We start from the raw sequence: 18,345 nt of genomic DNA, 5'->3' as shown, positions 1-18,345 counted from the left end.
CCTGTTGCGCACACTGACTGGTTCGGTGTTTACTGAACTCAGTTGAAGTCATCGGGCTACCGCCTTGTATGACTTGCGCCGATCACCGGAAAGATCATCATGTCTTTCCGGTTGGTTTTAGACACGGGACAAAGATACCGTTCTTGGGCATCGAAGGGTCAGACCAAGGGATCCGTAAGCGTTCGCTCCAGCTCTGGAGAAGCGCTTACGGATCCTTTTGACTTTAATCGCGGAGAAAATCTTGAAGCATTAGATACCCTTACGTGTTCGATGAGCTGTGAAACGGCCTCGGAGGTCCTAGGAACGATAGCCCGGCTCTGACAGAATGAGCGCGTGGGAGCACACACGTTAAGTATGAGAAACAGCCGTCAATTCTGGCGCCCCTGGTGGGCACAGATCATTGCCGGGCTAATTATTGTCCTGCTCGCGGTTGGTCCGTGGCTGTGGCTTTGGCTGGGGCAACGAGAGCAAACAATGCTGCCGACGTCGAAGAGCGACGCGGCGGGGTTGATAATCATCTTCGCAATCATCGCCTTGCTTGGTGGTTGGTTTACGCGAGTAATGGGCCGGCGAAGTACGAGCTTCGCAATCCTGACCGATATTGGTGTGCTTCTAGCACTGGTTGGACTCGTTTTTCAGTGGATCTGGGGCGATGCACCGGAAATTTTCCAAGGCAAAGTCAGCGACCAACTCCAAGCTCAGTTCTGGGCCCTGGGCGTAGTATTCGTAGTCAGCCAAGTGCTGTATTTTTTGATCGCCAAATTGCAGCTGAGTATCGTGGCACTACTGGTAGCCGCGCTCGTTCTTAATGTGGGCCAATGGCTGCAGATGGTGGCGACCTATACTCCCTTGGAACCGGAGATCTACTCCTCCTTGATCTACGTTGGAGCATTGATACTCGGGTTGGTGTTGGGGTTCCTCGGATTCCTGCAGATCTGGCATCTGGTCGTTTGGGTTATTTCATTAGTTATCCAGTGGGTCATGCCAGCGGTAATCTCCGCGGTTGTTGCGCTGCTGGAAAATCCGGCGGGTTCCGTCGGCGCTTCATTGGTCAAGTTTGGTGAGCTGAGTCAAGATGCCATCGGGCAAACCGATTGGCTCATACCGTCCTTGGTGACCCTAGCAGTAGCCATGTTGGTGAGCGTTACTCTGCTAATTGTCCGTAAGGCCAAACGACGCTCGTAGTAGTTCGGTGAAGCGCAAAGGCCGCAGAGCGTCCAAGAGCCGCAATCTCTGAGATACTCGGATGAGACCGGGGTCTGGAAACCTGGCATCACCTGATGTAAAGGAATGTTCGTGGTGGACAATAACGATACTAAGGACGCAAGCAATCTGCTGGCGCAGGAACTTGGCGATTTGGAGCAGGCGAATCCGATAAAGCCCGGAGGATATTCTGCCAAACGTCTCAGCGCGGGCTCGGGAGCTACCCTGGTGCAGATTGCGTTTGACGCAGATGTTGAGCTCGCCGAACATCAAGCTGGCACGCCAATTATTGTGCAGGTGCTTGATGGGGAAGTCGATTTCAGTGTGGGCGATGAAACCCACCACCTCAGCTACGGGGGGATTGTTCGACTTGAGGCCGGAGTAACCCATGCCGTCTATGCGGAGAAACCAGCCCGAATACTCATTACCTTCATCAACGTCTAAAAATGATTTCTCAGCTCAGTGCCACGTTGAAAATCTCCGCACTGAGTTCTTGAATCGGCAGAGGCTTCGAAGCGGCAAGGGAAGCTACATGAGTTGATGGCACAGGGATCCGGCGAAGGCTGTATCCGGCCAGATGTCGAGGGCTGGCCCACTTATTGAGGCGGGTGGCTCTCATCACGGAAGCCGAGAGGACCTGGACCGTAGAAGGTTCGCGTCTTAATCCTGCGCCATCCGCCTTGAGCAGTGCTTCTTTGGCAGTCCATGCCAAGAGCCTTATATAGTCCGGGCTCTTGTCCCGGTGCACCCGTTTGAGTTCATTAGACGTTAGTGCGAGTTGGTCAAAGCCGGGAAAGACCCCCGGCGGACTGAGTGAGGTTCCGCGTTCAATATCAACGCCAAGAAGTAAGCCTTTAGGAGCCACGGCAGCAATGACTAGTTCTCTAGTTCTGGAGGACGAGATTGCGTGCTGTGGCGTTGTTGGTTTGCCATGGCTGCTGGAATTGCAGGAGATGCAATGCCGTGAAATGTCTACGGCCGACGCTTGATCAAGCTCTCCGTACGTGAGGTAGGAGAGCAATAACCGTAATAGCGTTCGAGAACCGATAAACGCTTCGCGATCCTCCCGATGGGCGAAGTCTTCGGCCCGGCTGGCTTCAGCACCGAGGATTTTCTCCGGGCCGCCAAATTTTTGGGCCGCCAACTGTACTTGTCCAGGCGAGGCTACAGCGTAGAAAATCTGCGAGTCAGAGCGGGCGCGGGTCATGCTGTCCAGACTACGTCGTAGAGTTCCAGGTACTAAAATTGGGATCTGCTAAGTCTAGTAGACCCCAATTTGTACTGACTAATGTTGCGCGTCCAAGCCGGCCAGCTCGGACTCGGTTTCCGCTGTTCCACGGTTGAAGCTCATCGAATTGAGCACCGCATCAATGGTGCGCGGCCCATCTTGGTGCAGGCTGGCGCCGGCAACAAATCGGTCAGGGCGCAGCAGAATCATCGGGGTTGGGCGGTCGTCAAACCACTTCTTTAACCGTCCGGTCACGTCTGAAACTACCAGAGTCTGCGGATTCATATCGCGTTTGGCCCACTTGTATTGGGTTTCTGGGACCACCGCAACGAGCTTCGCGCCGAGTGCTTTCAAATCATTGATTGTTTTGGCGGGAAGGACGTCAATTGGATCATTGCCCCAGACGATGAGTGTCCACCAGTTACCGATGACGTCATCGAGTTTGCTGACACCCAGCTCATCGGTACGTACATTGGGCTGAATGAACTGCACACCTACCGGAGAGACCCGGGAGTTCGCCGTGGTCACTGGGATGAGTTTGCTGCTCAAAATTCCGTTGGCAGTGCCTGACTGACCGGTGGTGGGATCCGCTAATACGCCCACGGTGTAGCGAGGCATTGGTTTGAATCGCATATCTGCAAAATAGCTCTTCACCGAGGGGAAAAGATTGAGTACGCTGGCTGCGGTATCTCGCAGAATCACTCCGGCTGGATTGGTCATCTTAATGACGTTGCCCATGGTCAACGAAAGATCCACCATTGCCTTAGCGTGTTGTTTACGCTCGGAGGTGTAGGTGTCCAGCAGCTCATCCCCGGCTTGTCCCGAGAGGATTGAAGTGAGTTTCCATCCGAGGTTTGTTGCATCGCGCATGCCTGAATTCCATCCCTGGCCCATCCAGACAGGCATTAGATGCGCGGCGTCGCCCGCGATAAGTTGGCGTCCCTTACGGAAGTTTCCTGCCACGCGGGCGTGGTGGGTGAATACGCGGCGGCGAATGTATTCGAGGTTTGCCGGGTCCGGAACGTGATCTGCCAGCATGCGATTCACGAACTCTGGATCGGTGGCCATTTCTTCGGTCTCACCATCGAGCAGCATGAACTCCCAGCGGCGTACCGCGTGGGGTAGCCCGATGGATACGTAAGGGCGTACCGGGTCGGCGCCGAGGAACACGTTCGGAGTGCCCAGTGGATCATTGCTGACATCCACTACCAGCCAGCGGGTGGAGGGGGATTCTCCTTCAAAGCTGACGTTCAAACGTTTGCGGGTAGGGGACTTACCGCCTTCGCAACCCACGATGTATTTTGCCTCAAAGGTCCGCTCAGTTTCTCCGCCGTTTTTGCCGCTGACCTTGACCCGTGTGGTCACAGAATCGGCAGTTTCGGTGACGTCGAGTACTTCGTGGCCGAAAAGTACCTGAACATTTTCGAAGCGTGCAAGGCCGTCGTAGAGCACCCGGTCAACTTCGGGCTGGATGAAACCGTGCTTGCGTTCCCATCCGAATTCATCGGTTTGCGGGTTATTGATCAAGATGGTTTTGCCGCGTCCATTGACTAGACGCATGATGTGCTGCGGTGTGGTGTGCGGACGGACCTCGTCTACCAGCCCGACGGTCTGAATGGTCCGTAGCGACTCATCGTCGAGTCCCACTCCGCGTGGGTAATCGATGAGGGTGTCGCGCGCTTCAAGGACGGTGACCGTGCGGCCATACATCCCTAAGATGTTGGCGAGCATCAGACCTGTTGGCCCTGCGCCGACGATAAGGACTTCGCTGGTAGTCGTTGAAGACATCTAACCCTCACTTATTTGTGTAAATAACGCACATATGTGAACTGCATGTGCACTTAACCTGTGGTTCATCACACCATGAGATGTGTCCTGGATCAAAGAGAGCGTTCTGCATGCCGGAACGTTTTGCGCAAAGGAATGCTGGACCGGCTAAGTGTTCAACTCATCCAGCAGACGCCCCGCGACTAATTTCAGCGGCTCGATGCAGTCGATTGCGGATTGTTCATGGAGGGTGATGACGTTCAGGCACGCGGTCGGCCGATTTCCAGCCCCTGGAAGTGGGATTGCCAGACCATGCATATTTGGTTCCACCTCCCCAAAGGTCTGCGCGAAACCACGTTCTCGCACCGACCGCACTTGCTCGGTATCATGGGCCGATGCTGGCTCTGCTGCCAAAAGCGCTAGTCCCGCCGCGCCACTGGTAACCGGATGCTTCGAGCCTTCAGAGAACGCAACATGGTAGGTGCCCGCGCGCGGGGAGACCACCGCGAGGGACACCGCGCGATTGCCTTCGCGTACTAGCAACGCAACCGTCACGCCAAGGGAGTCTGCGGCACTGCGTAGATGAGATGATGCGACATTGCGTAAATGCTGGTGTCCAGCCGCGGCCAAGGACAGCAAGCCGGCCGCCCCACGATATCGGTTGTCTTCGCCGCGGTGTAGTAATTCAGCTTCGCAGAGGGTGTTTAAGATTCGGTAGGCGACAGTGCGGTGAACCTTTGCATGCTGCGCGACTTCCGTTGCGCTCAATCCGTCTTGTGTGTCGACAACCTGGCGCAAAATTGTCAGGCCACGGGCGAGGGTCTGGGACCCCGTAGTCCGGGAAACGGAAGGGGCAGTGCTCGTATTCATATGTAGATAGTGCCATAAGTAGTGCGTTATTTGCTCTGCGGTGTTTCGAGGTGCGGCACATGGCGGCTAATCTCGGAGATGTTTTGAACTAACGTTCGAAGTCGTAGAGGCAGTCACTCGGTAGTCAACGGCACCTGCCGTGTTGAGTCGAGTAAAGGTTGACAGTCCGAATACCCACTAGAAGCATCTGAAAACGACGTTGGACTGCTACCTACCAAGAACTCCTGCAACCATTTCGTGGAAAGACTGACAAAAGCCGGGTGGATCATGATGATCAACCCGGCTTTCGCTGTACTGCAAAAGATCTTTACTTTGCTGCTGCCAGCTGCACGGCAACGTCGACAATCATGTCTTCCTGACCGCCTACGTAGCCGGCCTTGCCGACCTCTTCAAGGATCTTGTAGGCAGGAACTCCATAACGTTCGGCGGCACGCTCAGCGTGAATCAAGAACGAGGAATAAACACCTGCGTAGCCCTGCATGATCGAGGCACGGTCCATCACCGGCATGCGGGTGATAAATGGCTTCACAATATCTTCGGCGGCACCCATCAGACCCTGGATGTCCACGCCGGTTTTGATATCAAGACGATCAAAGGCCGCCGCAAGGACCTCGGTAGGGGAGTTGCCTGCTCCGGCACCCAATGCCATCAGGGTGCCATCGATCTGCTTCGCTCCGGCACGTACGGCGAACACCGAGTTCGCAACACCAAAGCTCATGTTCTGGTGGCCGTGGAAGCCCACCTGAGCATCATTGCCAAGCTCGGAAACTAATGCCGAGACACGGTCCGAAACATCATCGAGGATCAGGGCGCCAGCCGAGTCAACGACGTAGACGCACTGGCAGCCGGCATCAGCCATGATGCGTGCCTGCTTGGCCAATTCCTCAGGGGAAACCCGGTGGCTGAGCATCAGGAAGCCCACGGTTTCCATGCCCAGCTTACGGGCGTGCTGGAAGTGCTGGATGGAGACATCTGCTTCGGTGCAGTGGGTGGCAATACGAGCCACCGATGCGCCAACTTCATGGGCCTGATTCAGGTCATGGATGGTACCCAGACCTGGGAGCATCAGCACGGCAATTTTTGCCTGCTTGGCTTCATCTACCGCGGCCTTGATCAGGTCCAGTTCCGGGGTCAGCGAGAAGCCGTAGTTGAACGATGAGCCGCCCAGTCCGTCGCCGTGGGTGACCTCGATGACCTCAACACGTGAGTCATCCAGTGCGCGTACTACCGAGCGCACATGCTCTTCGGTGAATTTGTGGCTCATCGCGTGGGAACCATCGCGCAAGGTGGTGTCGGTCAGGCGAATATCAAAGGTGGTGTCCATAGGTGCAGTCATGATGTGCGTGTCCCTAATTCCTAGTTCACCGACGCTGCGGAGCGCGCGGCGTCGATCTTGTCAGAGAGCAGATCCGCGGTGCGGGTAGCTGCGGCGGTGATGATATCCAGGTTGCCTGCGTATTCTGGCAGGTAGTCGGCGGCGCCGGCGACCTGAACCCAGATGCCCACGCGGCCAAAGCCACCCCAGTCTTCGCGCGCTTCCTCAAACTGTGGCTCCATGCGAAGTTCATAACCTGGGACGTAGTCGCGGATGTCGGCGGCGGCCTTGTTGATGGCGGCGCGGATCTTATCCTGAGTTTCGCCGGCCGCGGCTGCCGCGGCAGGAATCATCGCGTAGATAGTATTGCGCATCATCATTGGTGGTTCGACCGGGTTGATGATGATAATTGCCTTGCCACGCTTGGCACCGCCAACTACTTCCAATGCCTTCGCGGTGGTCTCGGTGAACTCGTCCACGTTGGCACGGGTTCCTGGGCCGGCTGACTTCGAAGCGATGGACGCAACGATTTCGGCATACTCAACAGGAACCACCGAGGAGACTGCGGCGACGATTGGGGTGGTGGCCTGTCCGGCGCAGGTGATCATGTTGACGTTCATGGTGTCGGTCAGTGAATCCAGATTCACCACCGGTGCCAGGTACGGACCGACTGCTGCTGGGGTCAGGTCGATGGCGTGAATGCCGGCGGCCTTGTACTTCGGTGCATTGGCCTCATGCGCTTTCGCGGAGGTGCATTCAAAAACAAAGTCAGGCAGTTCGTCCTGAGCGAGCAGCCAGTCCACACCTTCGGCAGAGGTGGTGATGCCCAGACGGGCTGCGCGAGCCAGGCCGTCCGAGGCCGGGTCGACACCAATCATGTATTTGACCTCGACGTTGGTCGAGCGGCGCATAATTTTGAACATCAGATCAGAACCGATGTTTCCGGAACCGACAATGGCGGCTGTTTTCTTGGCCATGGGAGAGCTTCCTTAGCTACAGAGCAAAAATGTGGGTGGGGTAACGCGGGGGCGTTACTAGGAGAAACTGATCTTCAGCGAACCGAGCTCACCAAAATCTGCGGTGGCGGTAGAGTCCTTGACTACCGGCATTGCGCCGGTGAAGGAACCTGACAGGATCAGCTGTCCTGCTTCAAGGGCGACACCCTGCTCACCGAGCACGTTGGCCAGCCAAGCAAGTGGGGCAACCGGATCATTCATCACTGCGCTGCCCTTGCCGGTAGCTACCTTTTCGCCATCGATAATGAGCGAGCATTCAACCTCGGCCAAGTCTTCGATGCGTACATCAAGTGCGGTGGTTCCCACCGCGATGGCGCCGCAGGAAGCGTTGTCTGCCACGGTGTCTACTAGCTTGATATTCCAGTTTTCGACTCGGGAGTCAATGATTTCAATAGCTGCGTAGACCTCGCCGATAGCAGCCGCCGCTTGCTCGCGGGTGACACCGGGACCGGTCAAGGTTTCCTTCAGGACGAAACCGAATTCTGGTTCTACCTTGGGGGAGATGAACGAATCCGCGGGAATCTGGGCGTCTTCGTGGTGAACCATGTCGGCGAAAAAGTAACCGAAGTCCGGTGAATCAACACCGAGCTGCTTCTGCATCGCCAAGGAGGTAAGTCCGACTTTACGTCCGGCCAGAACACGGCCCTTGGCCACATGATGCTGCAACTGCGCATCCTGAATTTGGTAGGCGTCTTCCACCGTCATGTTCAACACGCGGTCACGCAGCGGCGGAACTGGAACTAATGTTTCGGTGGCGACAAGTAGTTCGTCGGCCAAACGCTTGATGAGTTCGCTTCGTGGAGCTTCGTCGGAGTGGTTGCTTGCCCATTCCGTTGCGCCTGTCTGTGGAGCCTGAGTCATTATTTGATCACCGCTGTCGTTACGCCGAATCCGGCTATGTATTCTTTGATTGGCTTGTAGAACTCGTAGGTGACTTCGTAGTCACCGCAGGCCTTGAGCGCCGAATAGGCTGCTACCCACGTGCGTACCTCATGCGAGGAGTGTCCTGCTACTGCGTCCATTTCGTCCGGGTTGAGCGCATCAAACCCTGTGACGTCTCCGGACTTGCAGATTTCGAGGAATGCCTGATCCCATTCGGGATTCAATTCCATGATGTTGGCCTCGCCCTTGGCGAAGGCCAGTGCGGTATCGATGGTCCGCTGCTGACGGGCTGCCCGTGCCTCCGGAGTTGGCTTACGTCCGTTGGTGAGGAAGGCGCGCTGTTCTTCGGTAGCCGTGGCGATCTGTGGGACAGGGGGATCGTGTGAAAGGCCACCGGAACCGATAAACAGAACTTTCTTATCGGAGTCCTTGAAGAACTCTCCGACAGCCTGGCCGAACTTGCGTACGCGAGCGACCTTAGAGAAAGGACGAGCAACGGAGTTGATGAAGATAGGAATCATTGGCTTGTCGGCCAGATTTCCATACATGATTTCCACCGGCTGGACCGCGCCGTGGTCGACTTCCATCTTCCGGCTGATCGCGGTATCGATGTCCTGATCAATAACGTACTGAGCCAGCTCTTCGGCGATGGAGGTGGGGACGTTGATAGGCCCTTCCCACGAATCGTAGTCGCCGGTGCCCAAGGCTTCATAGCCAATGCAGAATGGTGGCATCAGGTCGTAGAAGAAACCGTTATAGTGATCCGGGCCAAAATTGATGATCAGGTCTGGATCGAAATCCTTGACAAAGGCGCGAGCCTTTTCGAAGGCTGCTTCAACTGCTGCTTGGACCTCTGCTGGCGGATTGGTGTGTTCCAACAGCGGACTGTGGGACATACATAACAATGCCTGGGGCATGATGTTCTCCTTGGATTAGACGCAGACTGGAACGAATCACTTATTGCTTGTTATCCATTTCACTCGCTTAGTAACTGCGGTGCTAGTTTGCGTTCCATCAGTCGGAACAATACGCAATTCTTTCGCGGTGAATTGAGGAACGTGAGGATCTATCTGGGCAGATAACAACGGCGGTGGTTGGAAAAGCACTGAGCTTTCTCAACCGCCGCCGTGTTGTCGTTCGTGTTTAGGCGTGACGCTTCAGGTAGGAAGAAACTACCTGATTAAATTCTTCGGCACGCTCTACCTGTGACCAGTGGCCACACTGGCTGAAGATGTGGGCATCCGCGTTAGGGATCAGATTCAGCAGTTCCCAGGTACGCGACACCGGGATCACCACGTCCTGCACGCCGTGAATCAGCAAGACCGGGATGTCCAGCTTGGCCAGCACGTCAAAGTCCAACGGAAGCTCGGTGCGGTCACGGTCACGGGCAGCGACAACCTCGGCCAGACGGTCGCTGGCGGTGTCATTCAACGCGGACTGGTAACGCAGGGAGACGAGTTCGTCGGTCACCAAGGACTTGTCGACCACGAACATTTCCAAGGTCTTCCGAATACCTTCTTCGGTTAGCGTGGGATTTGAGTGGCCCTTCAGTGCACCGGTGAGCTTTGCTCCACCGGTACCCATGGAAATTACACCGAGTAGGCGCTCTGGGTAGTCAATGGCGAATTGAAATGCGAGCCAGCCGCCGAGCGAGTTGCCCACGATCCAGGTCTTTTCAATACCGAGCGCGTCGAGTGTGCGAACCGCGTGACGGACCCATTCCTTGATGCCGTACTGGATATCTTCAGCTGCGATGGTCTGGCCGTAACCGACAGAATCGATGGCGATGCAACGACCGGATTCGGATAACTGAGGAAGATTGAGCCACCAGTTCGCTGCAGCTGTCACACCTGTTCCGGAACCGTGCAGGAAAAGAATCGGGGTGCCTTCACCCAGCTCATGGTAGTGAGTCAGCTCGCCGTCGGCGGTCTGCAACCATTTGTCTTCGAGACCAAAGAACTTGTCGGTGGTGTAGTCCGGGATTGCTGTTTGTGTCATGGGGTACTCCTTCATTTTGGTCACGAATGCCGTATATCGCCGAAACTGCGTCACTGCGTGAGTCCTAGGTTCCACGATAGAAACAACGCACCGATTATGCTCCTCATCGTTCCATCTGATGGAACGATGAGGAGCATAATCCAATGCGAACACCCGAGTGTCGTCAATAAATGATGCAGAGATCTACTCTTTTTAGTGCTATCGAATCCCGGAGGAATCAGTGGTTGGCTGCCTGAGTATCTATGGTTTCTAGGCTGCGGGATTCGGCGCGTGTGGCCCTGCTCCGGGTCTCTTTAGACAGAACCACCGAGATGCCGGCGAGTACTATCAGCAAGATGAAGTACCAGGCGATGTTGCTGGTTCCGCCACCATTGTCGAGGTTGAGCAACCACGTCGCCATTAGTGGCGCAGTACCGGCGCCTAGCAGCGAGCCAAGCTGGTAGGTCAAGGAAACACCGGTGTAACGGTCCTGGGTATCGAACTTCTCGGCCAAGAACGCACCGATCGGTCCGTACATCGAAGCTTGGATGATCGGGTTGCCGAGCAGGAAGGCGGCGGCGATCAGCCAGAAGCTCCCCGAGTTGAACATGGCGAACATCGGGAAGACCAAAGCGATCGACAAGAAGGCGCCAGCGAGCATGACGGGCCGGCGGCCAAAACGATCTGAGAGGTTTGCGAAGAATGGAATGGCGAAGATGTGCACAAAAGAGGAAACAGTCAGCATGATCAGCGCTTCTTGTTGCGTGACCACGCCAGTCTTGACGACATAGGGAACCATGAAGATTGCAATGAGGGCTTGCATGAACAGGGGGCCCGCACCGGCGAGGATTCCATAGAGCGAGGACAGCGGATATTTCTTCAGTACGCGCAGGATTGGAACGCCGGTGCTGATCTCATTATTGGCCTTAGCCGCCACGAAGTCGGGCGACTCGGCGACTCGATAGCGCATGTAAAGGCCAATGACTACCAATACCGCCGAAAGCAGGAAAGGTATGCGCCATCCCCAGCTGAGGAACTGCTCCTGTGGGAGACCTGCGAAGAGCCCCAAGATCAAGGTGGCCAGAACCGAGCCAGTCGGTCCGCCCGACACCGCGATGGATGCGGCCAGTCCGCGGTTCTTTTCGGGAACATGTTCGGCTGCCATGAGGGTGGCGCCAGCCCATTCTCCACCGACGGCAAGACCTTGGACTACGCGCAAGAGCACCAATAGCAGGGGAGCTGCGATACCAATCGATCCGTACGTAGGCATCAGACCGATGCAAACGGAAACTATTCCCATCATCATCAGCGTTATGAACAGCATGTTCTTTCGTCCATAACGATCACCGAAATGTCCGAACAAAATTCCACCGATAGGACGGGTCACGTAACCGGCTAGCAAGATCACGAATGACAGGGCCATTCCCAAGGTCGGATCCATTTGATCCGAGAAAAACAGGTGCGGGAAGACCAGACCGGCTGCCGAACCATAAAGTAGGAAATCGTAGTATTCAACGGTGGAGCCGAGAAAACTTGAGACTAGTGCGCGCTTGGCGCTCTTCGGGGCAGAAGGCCCCGGTGTCTGTAATGATGAGTTGGCCATGTGAGCTCCATGCAAAGGGTGAAGAAATCTGAATGCGCCGTCTGAAATGATGCTGTGGCGCGGATTACAGTCTGCAGGTGCATGGAACGATATGACGAAACATCGTTCCGGAGTGCGGAACGATGTTTCAAAGTAATGTGATTCAAGATTCGGGACGGCCGATTTATTTTATGCGGCTCCACGGAACGGCGATTCCGCAAAGTCAGGTGCCTAAGTGCCAGCCAGGGTGAGTTACTGCGCGCGTTGGATTGCGGCGGTGACCGCGGCGGCGGCTCTTGAAGCTTCGAAGGTGACCTTGCGCAAAACTGCTGTTTGGCTCTGTGGGTCGAAGCGTCCGGTGGGACCGGAGATGGACAAAGCCGCGACTGCCTGGCCAGTCCCGTTAAAGACCGGTGCCGCTACGCAATTCAACCCAATGAGGATTTCATCGCGGTCATAACCCACGTGTTCTTTGTGTATTGTGCTCAGTTCGGCGGAAAGCCGGTCAGCGGACGTGATGGTATTTTCCGTCCAGGAGTACATTTCCTTGGCCATTACCGCAGCGGCGACATCCGGGTTGTAAGCCAGAAGAACTTTGCCAACCGCTGTGCAATAGGACGGAAGCCTCCCGCCTATTCGCGACGGGCTGCGTACAGCCAACTGCCCGTAGAGCTTATTGAGGTAAACGACATCTGTACCCTGCAGGACACCCAGATGCACCGTCTGCCGGGTGGTTTCATAGAGGTTCACCATGAACGGAGTCAACGCGTCGCGTAGCCGAGCATGCAGGTCGGATTCTTGGGTTGTACCCAGATCCTGGATAAGTTTTCCCAGCCGGTAGGCGTTCCCAGCGCGGTCTACTGCACCGTTGGACTGTAAAGATGCCAGGAGCCGGAAAGCAGTTGATTTGGATAGTTCGGCACGGCGAGCCAGCTCGCTGACCCCAACACCGGTTGCCGCTTCTTCGCCAAAAGCACGGAGCAGGGACATGGCCTTGTCAACAGCAGTGCGAGTGTCCTTCGCCCCCGAATCCTGAGAAGTCATTTTGTCTCTCCTAAAGATGGCGGGCAAGTTCCAAACGCGGACGAGCGCTGTTGAAGTGGGCACCCTAATCGTCGCCCCCTGACACAGTGAAGTCAAAATACGAAGACTACTTCGTAGCATGAGCTTTGTGGCATGGACTCCGAACTTGTGCTGTTTGTTCCTTTCTCCAGATGCAGTGTGTGATGTTGAGAGCACGGGGGATCTGAAGTGCCATGGACTCCAAACTTTGCATTGGTCTCAAATGATCGACTCTTAGTTGCAACACTATTGAACGGTACCTAGTTCTAACCCAGCAGGTGCGCTGGCTTTTCCTTGACCTTAGGTAGGAGGAAGCAGGAAACTAGTTCGGATCTTAGTAGGACGCAGCTGGTGCCGTGGCAGTGGCGCTAATGTACTTTGCAGCTAGCGCCTCGGTATGACGAGCAAGGATGGAAACGTCGGCCGCGACATTTACAAAATCCGCGCCGGCTGCCAGGTACTTCTGAGCCATCTGTTCCGCGAATGCGTTCACGCCGACAAACTTCCCTGCTTCTTTGCACGCCTTGATGGCAGACAGCACCGCTTCAACCACTCGTGGATGATCCTGCTGGCCGAGCAGCCCCATTGACGCAGAGAGGTCAGCCGGTCCAATAAAGACACCGGCCACCCCGTCGGTACCGGCAATCTCGGCAGCGTTTCCCACGGCTGTCTCGGTCTCTATCTGCACTACGAGAGTGATGAGGGAATCAGCATTCTGCAGGTATTCACCCACCCTGTTCCAACGCGCAGACCTACTCAGGGAGGCGCCGATGCCACGGATCCCCAAAGGGGGATAGCGCACCGCAGACACCGCAGCCTCTGCCTGGGCGCGATCATTGACCATCGGAACGATGAGTGACTGTGCGCCGGCATCCAGATATTGCTTAATAACTGTCGCGTCGTTTTGTGCCACCCGGACGATTGGAACCGTCGGATACGCGGCGATCGTGCGCAGCTGACGCTGCACGGTTTCGAGCCCCATGGCACCGTGCTCGGCGTCGATTAGCAAGAAATCCAGGCCGGCACCGGCACAAATTTCGGCCACAGTTTCATCTCCGGAACATAAAAATATCCCCACACATGGACGGTTATGCTGCGAAATCACTTCTTTGAAAGTTGCTGAACGGTGGGCAATGACATTCATGTGATGGTCCTTCTATGTTCTCTAGTGGCGGAGGAAAACGAAGACTTCGCTCCTAAGGGCACAATGGAAGGTCTTGGACGATCCGTCGCATTTTGAACAATAGCGAGAGTAGGCGTGTTCGGGATTAGTGCTTCTCGACATCCGGAAAATACACACCAATTCGCCAATACTTAGGGTCTCGGCAGTTATTCAGGCGCCAAAGATCTTCATCGGCTTCTGCGAACAGTGGCGGTACGAAGCGCAAGTTGTTGCGATGCCTTAAGGAAGCCAAGAGTATTTCAGCCCGGGGGTAGCTGCCTATGGCGAGGAATTTTCTCCTGGCGCGGGCAATGTCAAACAAGTTGGCCGGTTAGCAGGTAAGCAATGCAAACATTTCAGAGCTGCCGGACGGCGTCATAACGGTGGAGAATCATCGATAACTCCTGCCGATTCGTGAATGTACTTCGTGGCGTCAATGCTTGGCCATCGTCATAACGTCAGGTCAGCAGGGATGGAGACTAACCAGCCCTCTAATCTTTTCATCATCCGGAAAGGGGCGTGGTAGGCGTCATATGTGACTCGCTACACTCACTGGAATAGCCGCTACAAAACCGGGTCAGTAACCCCGGACCATTTTCGGTAAACCAACCTGCGGCTCGACACTTGCTTAGAAAGGCAAAGCCAGATGCGACTCCTTTCCCCAATCAACAACAAGTTCCGTGCCGTCGCCTGCCTCGCAGCCGTGGGGCTTATGGCCACCGCTTGTGGTGGTGCCGATCCTTCTTCCAACGAGGGCGAACAGGTTACCGAACTAACCGTAGGTGCCGCGCCAAGTTTGTCCGGCATGGCCGTTTACGGTGGTGTAGCTGACGGTTCGTTTGAAACCGCGGGACTAAAAGTCACTGCGGTGCCAAACAAATCTGCCAATGAAGCGATTCCACAATTGCTCAATGGGGGCACTCAAATCGCCATGGTTGATGTGATTACAGCTATGCAGGCTCGCACGCAAGGCCTACCAGTGAAGATTGTTGCACCAGCAGGTGTGCAGTCCACCAACGGTGAGGCCGGAAAAATGTCGGCCGCTAGCGTGATTGCAAAGGCTGGCGACAAGGAGATCAACGGAGCCGCAGATCTGGAAGGCAAGAAGGTAGGTGTCCCCGCGCTGAAGACACAAACCTGGATGAACATTCGCGCTGCTATAGATGACGCTGGTGCTGATTCCTCCAAGGTGGACTTCGTGGAAGTTCCTCCAGCTCAAGCAGCCGACCTGGTAATCCAAGGTGAAGTAGATGCTTCAACGCCCAATGAACCTCTGGCATCCATTGCTATTTCCGGAGGAAAAGTTAAGCACGTCATGAATACCGATGCCCCAGGCAATGAGGGGGCACCAACCTCAGTCTTCATGGCAACCGACGAATTCATCGCTTCCAATCCGGATACTATCCGCACATTCGCTGAGACCGTACAAGGCGTTGCTACAAAAATTAATGCCGATCGTGACTACGCAGTCGAGATGGCTGTCTCGGAACTGAACTTCACCAAGGACCAGCTGGATAACGCATTCGTGCAGACACTCGGCGATAAGCCTGTGACCACGGAGAACCTGAAGAAGGTTTCTGATCTGGCGCTGCGATATGAAGTTTTGACTGAAGTTCCAGAGCCATCAGAGCTAATTGCCGACCTCGGCTAATTTGAGGGAAATGAACATTATGACAATCGATTCTCGAAGCCGGAGCAAAGATGATGCTCCAAATGCCAGAGAGAAAGCGAGAGTTGCCAAGGAGCGCTCCGCCGAAAAAGGCGGAGCCGCTTGGTACTACAAGGTCGGCGCTATCGCCGCCGCATTACTCGTTTGGCATCTGGTTGCAATCAGTCCGCTGGTGCAGCCGGAAACGCTCCCTACTCCACTGCGGGTCTTGAGCGCTCTATCTGATCTGTGGCAAACTGCCGCTTATTGGTCTGCTCTTGGGAAAACAATCTCTGTTTGGGCATTGGGCTTGGCCGTCTGTGCGGCCATCGGCATTCCGCTGGGACTGCTAATTGGAGCGTCATTATCTGCGACCCGAAGCACCAGTTGGATCATTGATTTCTTCCGTACTATCCCGACAATTGCGCTACTTCCATTGGTTCTGCTTCTCTACGGGACGACTATTCGGATGGAAATCACGATGATAGTCCTCTCAGCGGTGTGGCCACTGCTCATCCAGGCGATGTACGCGGTCAAACAGATTGAACCATTGCACAAGTGGGTAGTTCGGGTGTTTCGGCTATCAACTAAAGACCGTATTAGATTCCTTTGGATACCCAGCATTTCACTGTTTATCTCCACGGGCCTTCGGCTCTCCGCAACTATGGCGCTGCTGATGACGGTAGCTGCCGAATATATCGGTGGCGCCCCAGGTTTGGGAGCTGAACTCTCGGCGATGGAACAGGCTTTCCGTAGACCTGAAGTTTTCGCTTACACCATTACGGCCGGCGTTTTAGGATTGTCGATCAACTCGCTTGTGGTGCTTTTCCAGCGTAAAGCGCTGTGGTGGCATCCAATTATCCGAGGAGAGAAAAAAGCATGAAGCGCGCAAAACTCGTTTTATGGGAAATTTGGCTTCCGATTATTCTGGTTGCACTATGGCTAATTCTTTCCACGAATAGCGTCTCGATCTATTTCCCTCCACTGGCAGAGATCCTGCAGAGAACCTGGGATGTCTGGTTCTTTGACGGAATCGTAGAAAACCTGTTGCCGAGCCTATGGAGGATCCTTGCCGGGCTGTTCTTCGCGGTCGTGGTTGGTGTTGGCGGTGGCGTGATTTTGGGGATGCTGCCCAAGTTTGAAGAATCGATCAGACCAATTCTGGAATTTCTACGCGCGACACCTGGTGTTGCGTTGCTACCCATCGCGATTATCTTCCTTGGTTTGGGAGACAACATGAAAATCTTCATGATCGCTTTGGCCTCGATGTGGCCAATCCTGCTCAATGCTATTGACGGAGTCCGCTCAGTCGAACCGATCTTGCTACGTGTAGCTGAGACGTATCGTTTCAATCTCAAGGACAGGATTCGGTTTATCTACCTGCCAAATGCAGCTCCTCAGATATTTGCAGGAGCTCGCATCTCAATCGCCATTGCTGCGGTGGTCATGGTGGTAACCGAAATGATTGGTTCTGCTAATGGGCTGGGCTACTACATTCTTGATTCTCAACGAACTTTCAACATATTGAATATGTGGTCCGGCATCATCGTCTTGGGGATTCTTGGATATCTGTTGAACTTCGCCTTCCGCGGAGTTGAAGGTGCTGCTCTTAGCTGGCATCACAAGCGAAACGGCTAACGTCTGATGGAAAATCAAGAAAGCGGTAAGACCATGGAACAACTGAACGAACCGATCCTCCAAGTTGTTGGCGAAGATCTTCTCACGATTGATGGGCTGGGCAAGTCCTACGGCACCAACGAGGTACTGCGAAATCTGAATGTCAGCGTACGCGCCGGCGAATTCATGTGCATTGTCGGTCCCTCGGGCGCAGGTAAAACTACACTGCTACAGTGTCTCTCCGGACTCTCTGCTCCGAGCGCTGGTGAAGTGCGCTTACGGGACAAGGTGATCAACGAACCGCCGGAGGAAATGGCGATTGTTTTTCAGGACTATTCGCGTTCACTGATGCCGTGGATGAGCGTCTTGGACAACGTCATGCTGCCTTTGCGTAACAAGATCAAATCGAAATCTGAGCGTAAAGCGAAGGCGATGTCTGCGCTGGAAGAAGTCGGTCTGAAAAACCATGTTGGAAAGTATCCTTGGCAGCTGTCCGGAGGAATGCAGCAACGAGTAGCCATTGCCCGTGCGCTGGCCTACGAACCGGCTATCGTGCTGATGGATGAACCTTTTGCATCGGTAGACGCGCAGACCCGTGCAGAGTTGGAAGACCTAACGCTCAAGGTGAAACGCCACCTGGGAATTACCGTACTGCTGGTGACCCACGATATCGATGAGGCAGTCTACCTCTCAGATAGAGTGTTGGTCTTGGGCGGGAGTCCTACGGGTGTAGTTGATTTGGTGGAAACCAATCTCGGGGAAGAACGAGATCAAATCACAACCAAGTCCACGCAGCGGTTCGCGGAAATTCGCACGCAGGTATATCAGCAAATTCGTTCGAACACGATCAAAGTTTCCTAATAGAGCGACGTGATCGGCAACTGCCCGGCAGATCCAGCTGGCTTTGCATAAATCAGCAGTATGCGCCGGTACGAATCAAATGATTCGTACCGGCGCATACTGCTGTCTACGATAGTTCGGTAGTTTTCCTGCTTTGGTTTCCGAGAGCGACCACG

At 54.9% G+C, this 18,345-nt stretch carries 17 protein-coding genes; 6 read left to right on the top strand and 11 right to left on the bottom strand.

Features of this window, described 5'->3' with window-relative positions:
* The first annotated feature begins 354 nt into the window (after nucleotides 1-354).
* Nucleotides 355-1,185 (top strand): hypothetical protein, encoded by an 831-nt coding sequence (locus tag VJ369_RS11245; protein ID WP_324092163.1) that lies wholly within the window; start codon nucleotides 355-357, stop codon nucleotides 1,183-1,185.
* Nucleotides 1,186-1,299: 114 nt separating this feature from the next.
* Complete coding sequence (locus VJ369_RS11240; protein ID WP_324092162.1) at nucleotides 1,300-1,647, top strand: cupin domain-containing protein; 348 nt, start codon at nucleotides 1,300-1,302, stop codon at nucleotides 1,645-1,647.
* Nucleotides 1,648-1,657: 10 nt separating this feature from the next.
* Here VJ369_RS11240 and VJ369_RS11235 read toward each other — a convergent pair whose 3' ends face one another.
* From VJ369_RS11235 to VJ369_RS11185, 11 genes are all read right to left on the bottom strand, one after another.
* Complete coding sequence (locus tag VJ369_RS11235) at nucleotides 1,658-2,410, bottom strand: 4'-phosphopantetheinyl transferase superfamily protein (protein ID WP_324092161.1); 753 nt, start codon at nucleotides 2,408-2,410, stop codon at nucleotides 1,658-1,660.
* Between the two features lie 78 nt (nucleotides 2,411-2,488).
* Nucleotides 2,489-4,219, bottom strand: coding sequence for a bifunctional 3-(3-hydroxy-phenyl)propionate/3-hydroxycinnamic acid hydroxylase (locus VJ369_RS11230; RefSeq protein ID WP_324092160.1), 1,731 nt, complete (start codon nucleotides 4,217-4,219; stop codon nucleotides 2,489-2,491).
* Between the two features lie 147 nt (nucleotides 4,220-4,366).
* Nucleotides 4,367-5,068, bottom strand: coding sequence for an IclR family transcriptional regulator domain-containing protein (locus VJ369_RS11225; protein ID WP_324092159.1), 702 nt, complete (start codon nucleotides 5,066-5,068; stop codon nucleotides 4,367-4,369).
* A 307-nt stretch (nucleotides 5,069-5,375) separates the two neighbouring features.
* Nucleotides 5,376-6,404, bottom strand: coding sequence for a 4-hydroxy-2-oxovalerate aldolase (dmpG, locus tag VJ369_RS11220; RefSeq protein WP_105678383.1), 1,029 nt, complete (start codon nucleotides 6,402-6,404; stop codon nucleotides 5,376-5,378).
* 20 nt (nucleotides 6,405-6,424) lie between these two features.
* The gene (locus tag VJ369_RS11215; protein ID WP_324092158.1) at nucleotides 6,425-7,360 is read right to left on the bottom strand and encodes an acetaldehyde dehydrogenase (acetylating); all 936 of its coding nucleotides are present in this window, start codon (nucleotides 7,358-7,360) and stop codon (nucleotides 6,425-6,427) included.
* 57 nt (nucleotides 7,361-7,417) lie between these two features.
* A complete protein-coding gene (locus VJ369_RS11210; RefSeq protein ID WP_324092157.1) occupies nucleotides 7,418-8,260 on the bottom strand; it encodes a 2-keto-4-pentenoate hydratase in 843 nt (280 codons plus the stop codon).
* The gene (locus VJ369_RS11205; RefSeq protein WP_324092156.1) at nucleotides 8,260-9,198 is read right to left on the bottom strand and encodes a 3-carboxyethylcatechol 2,3-dioxygenase; all 939 of its coding nucleotides are present in this window, start codon (nucleotides 9,196-9,198) and stop codon (nucleotides 8,260-8,262) included. The genes VJ369_RS11210 and VJ369_RS11205 overlap by 1 nt, the downstream gene beginning before the upstream one ends.
* A 226-nt stretch (nucleotides 9,199-9,424) precedes the next feature.
* Nucleotides 9,425-10,279: an alpha/beta fold hydrolase gene (locus tag VJ369_RS11200; RefSeq protein ID WP_324092155.1), complete on the bottom strand. Its 855-nt coding sequence runs from the start codon at nucleotides 10,277-10,279 to the stop codon at nucleotides 9,425-9,427.
* Between the two features lie 217 nt (nucleotides 10,280-10,496).
* Nucleotides 10,497-11,861: an MFS transporter gene (locus tag VJ369_RS11195; protein WP_324092154.1), complete on the bottom strand. Its 1,365-nt coding sequence runs from the start codon at nucleotides 11,859-11,861 to the stop codon at nucleotides 10,497-10,499.
* 231 nt (nucleotides 11,862-12,092) lie between these two features.
* The gene (locus tag VJ369_RS11190) at nucleotides 12,093-12,884 is read right to left on the bottom strand and encodes an IclR family transcriptional regulator (RefSeq protein WP_324092153.1); all 792 of its coding nucleotides are present in this window, start codon (nucleotides 12,882-12,884) and stop codon (nucleotides 12,093-12,095) included.
* A 352-nt stretch (nucleotides 12,885-13,236) separates the two neighbouring features.
* Nucleotides 13,237-14,046: an HpcH/HpaI aldolase family protein gene (locus tag VJ369_RS11185; protein ID WP_324092152.1), complete on the bottom strand. Its 810-nt coding sequence runs from the start codon at nucleotides 14,044-14,046 to the stop codon at nucleotides 13,237-13,239.
* Between the two features lie 664 nt (nucleotides 14,047-14,710).
* On the opposite strand from VJ369_RS11185, the gene VJ369_RS11180 reads away from it, so the two are divergent.
* From VJ369_RS11180 to VJ369_RS11165, 4 genes are read left to right on the top strand one after another with little or no spacing between them, the layout of a single operon-like run.
* Nucleotides 14,711-15,715 carry an ABC transporter substrate-binding protein gene (locus tag VJ369_RS11180; RefSeq protein WP_324092151.1) on the top strand — a complete coding sequence of 335 codons (1,005 nt, stop codon included), beginning with the start codon at nucleotides 14,711-14,713 and terminating at the stop codon, nucleotides 15,713-15,715.
* A gap of 19 nt (nucleotides 15,716-15,734) precedes the next feature.
* The gene (locus tag VJ369_RS11175) at nucleotides 15,735-16,595 is read left to right on the top strand and encodes an ABC transporter permease (RefSeq protein WP_324092150.1); all 861 of its coding nucleotides are present in this window, start codon (nucleotides 15,735-15,737) and stop codon (nucleotides 16,593-16,595) included.
* Entirely contained in the window at nucleotides 16,592-17,350 is a 759-nt protein-coding gene (locus tag VJ369_RS11170; RefSeq protein ID WP_324092149.1) for an ABC transporter permease, read from the top strand. The genes VJ369_RS11175 and VJ369_RS11170 overlap by 4 nt, the downstream gene beginning before the upstream one ends.
* 6 nt (nucleotides 17,351-17,356) lie before the next feature.
* Nucleotides 17,357-18,190, top strand: coding sequence for an ABC transporter ATP-binding protein (locus tag VJ369_RS11165; protein WP_324092148.1), 834 nt, complete (start codon nucleotides 17,357-17,359; stop codon nucleotides 18,188-18,190).
* Nucleotides 18,191-18,345: the final 155 nt, after the last annotated feature.

Source organism: Glutamicibacter sp. (genome assembly GCF_035257265.1).
Taxonomy (GTDB): domain Bacteria; phylum Actinomycetota; class Actinomycetes; order Actinomycetales; family Micrococcaceae; genus Glutamicibacter.
This window is presented reverse-complemented; position numbering and strand designations above follow the sequence as displayed.

Bases quoted from the DNA above. Each gene is read 5' to 3' on its own strand.
- VJ369_RS11245 (WP_324092163.1), top strand. From the start codon at position 355: ATGAGAAACAGCCGTCAATTCTGGCGCCCCTGGTGGGCACAGATCATT.
- VJ369_RS11235 (WP_324092161.1), bottom strand. From the start codon at position 2,410: ATGACCCGCGCCCGCTCTGACTCGCAGATTTTCTACGCTGTAGCCTCG.
- VJ369_RS11230 (WP_324092160.1), bottom strand. From the start codon at position 4,219: ATGTCTTCAACGACTACCAGCGAAGTCCTTATCGTCGGCGCAGGGCCA.
- VJ369_RS11225 (WP_324092159.1), bottom strand. From the start codon at position 5,068: ATGAATACGAGCACTGCCCCTTCCGTTTCCCGGACTACGGGGTCCCAG.
- dmpG (WP_105678383.1), bottom strand. From the start codon at position 6,404: ATGACTGCACCTATGGACACCACCTTTGATATTCGCCTGACCGACACC.
- VJ369_RS11215 (WP_324092158.1), bottom strand. From the start codon at position 7,360: ATGGCCAAGAAAACAGCCGCCATTGTCGGTTCCGGAAACATCGGTTCT.
- VJ369_RS11210 (WP_324092157.1), bottom strand. From the start codon at position 8,260: ATGACTCAGGCTCCACAGACAGGCGCAACGGAATGGGCAAGCAACCAC.
- VJ369_RS11205 (WP_324092156.1), bottom strand. From the start codon at position 9,198: ATGCCCCAGGCATTGTTATGTATGTCCCACAGTCCGCTGTTGGAACAC.
- VJ369_RS11200 (WP_324092155.1), bottom strand. From the start codon at position 10,279: ATGACACAAACAGCAATCCCGGACTACACCACCGACAAGTTCTTTGGT.
- VJ369_RS11195 (WP_324092154.1), bottom strand. From the start codon at position 11,861: ATGGCCAACTCATCATTACAGACACCGGGGCCTTCTGCCCCGAAGAGC.
- VJ369_RS11190 (WP_324092153.1), bottom strand. From the start codon at position 12,884: ATGACTTCTCAGGATTCGGGGGCGAAGGACACTCGCACTGCTGTTGAC.
- VJ369_RS11185 (WP_324092152.1), bottom strand. From the start codon at position 14,046: ATGAATGTCATTGCCCACCGTTCAGCAACTTTCAAAGAAGTGATTTCG.
- VJ369_RS11180 (WP_324092151.1), top strand. From the start codon at position 14,711: ATGCGACTCCTTTCCCCAATCAACAACAAGTTCCGTGCCGTCGCCTGC.
- VJ369_RS11175 (WP_324092150.1), top strand. From the start codon at position 15,735: ATGACAATCGATTCTCGAAGCCGGAGCAAAGATGATGCTCCAAATGCC.
- VJ369_RS11170 (WP_324092149.1), top strand. From the start codon at position 16,592: ATGAAGCGCGCAAAACTCGTTTTATGGGAAATTTGGCTTCCGATTATT.
- VJ369_RS11165 (WP_324092148.1), top strand. From the start codon at position 17,357: ATGGAAAATCAAGAAAGCGGTAAGACCATGGAACAACTGAACGAACCG.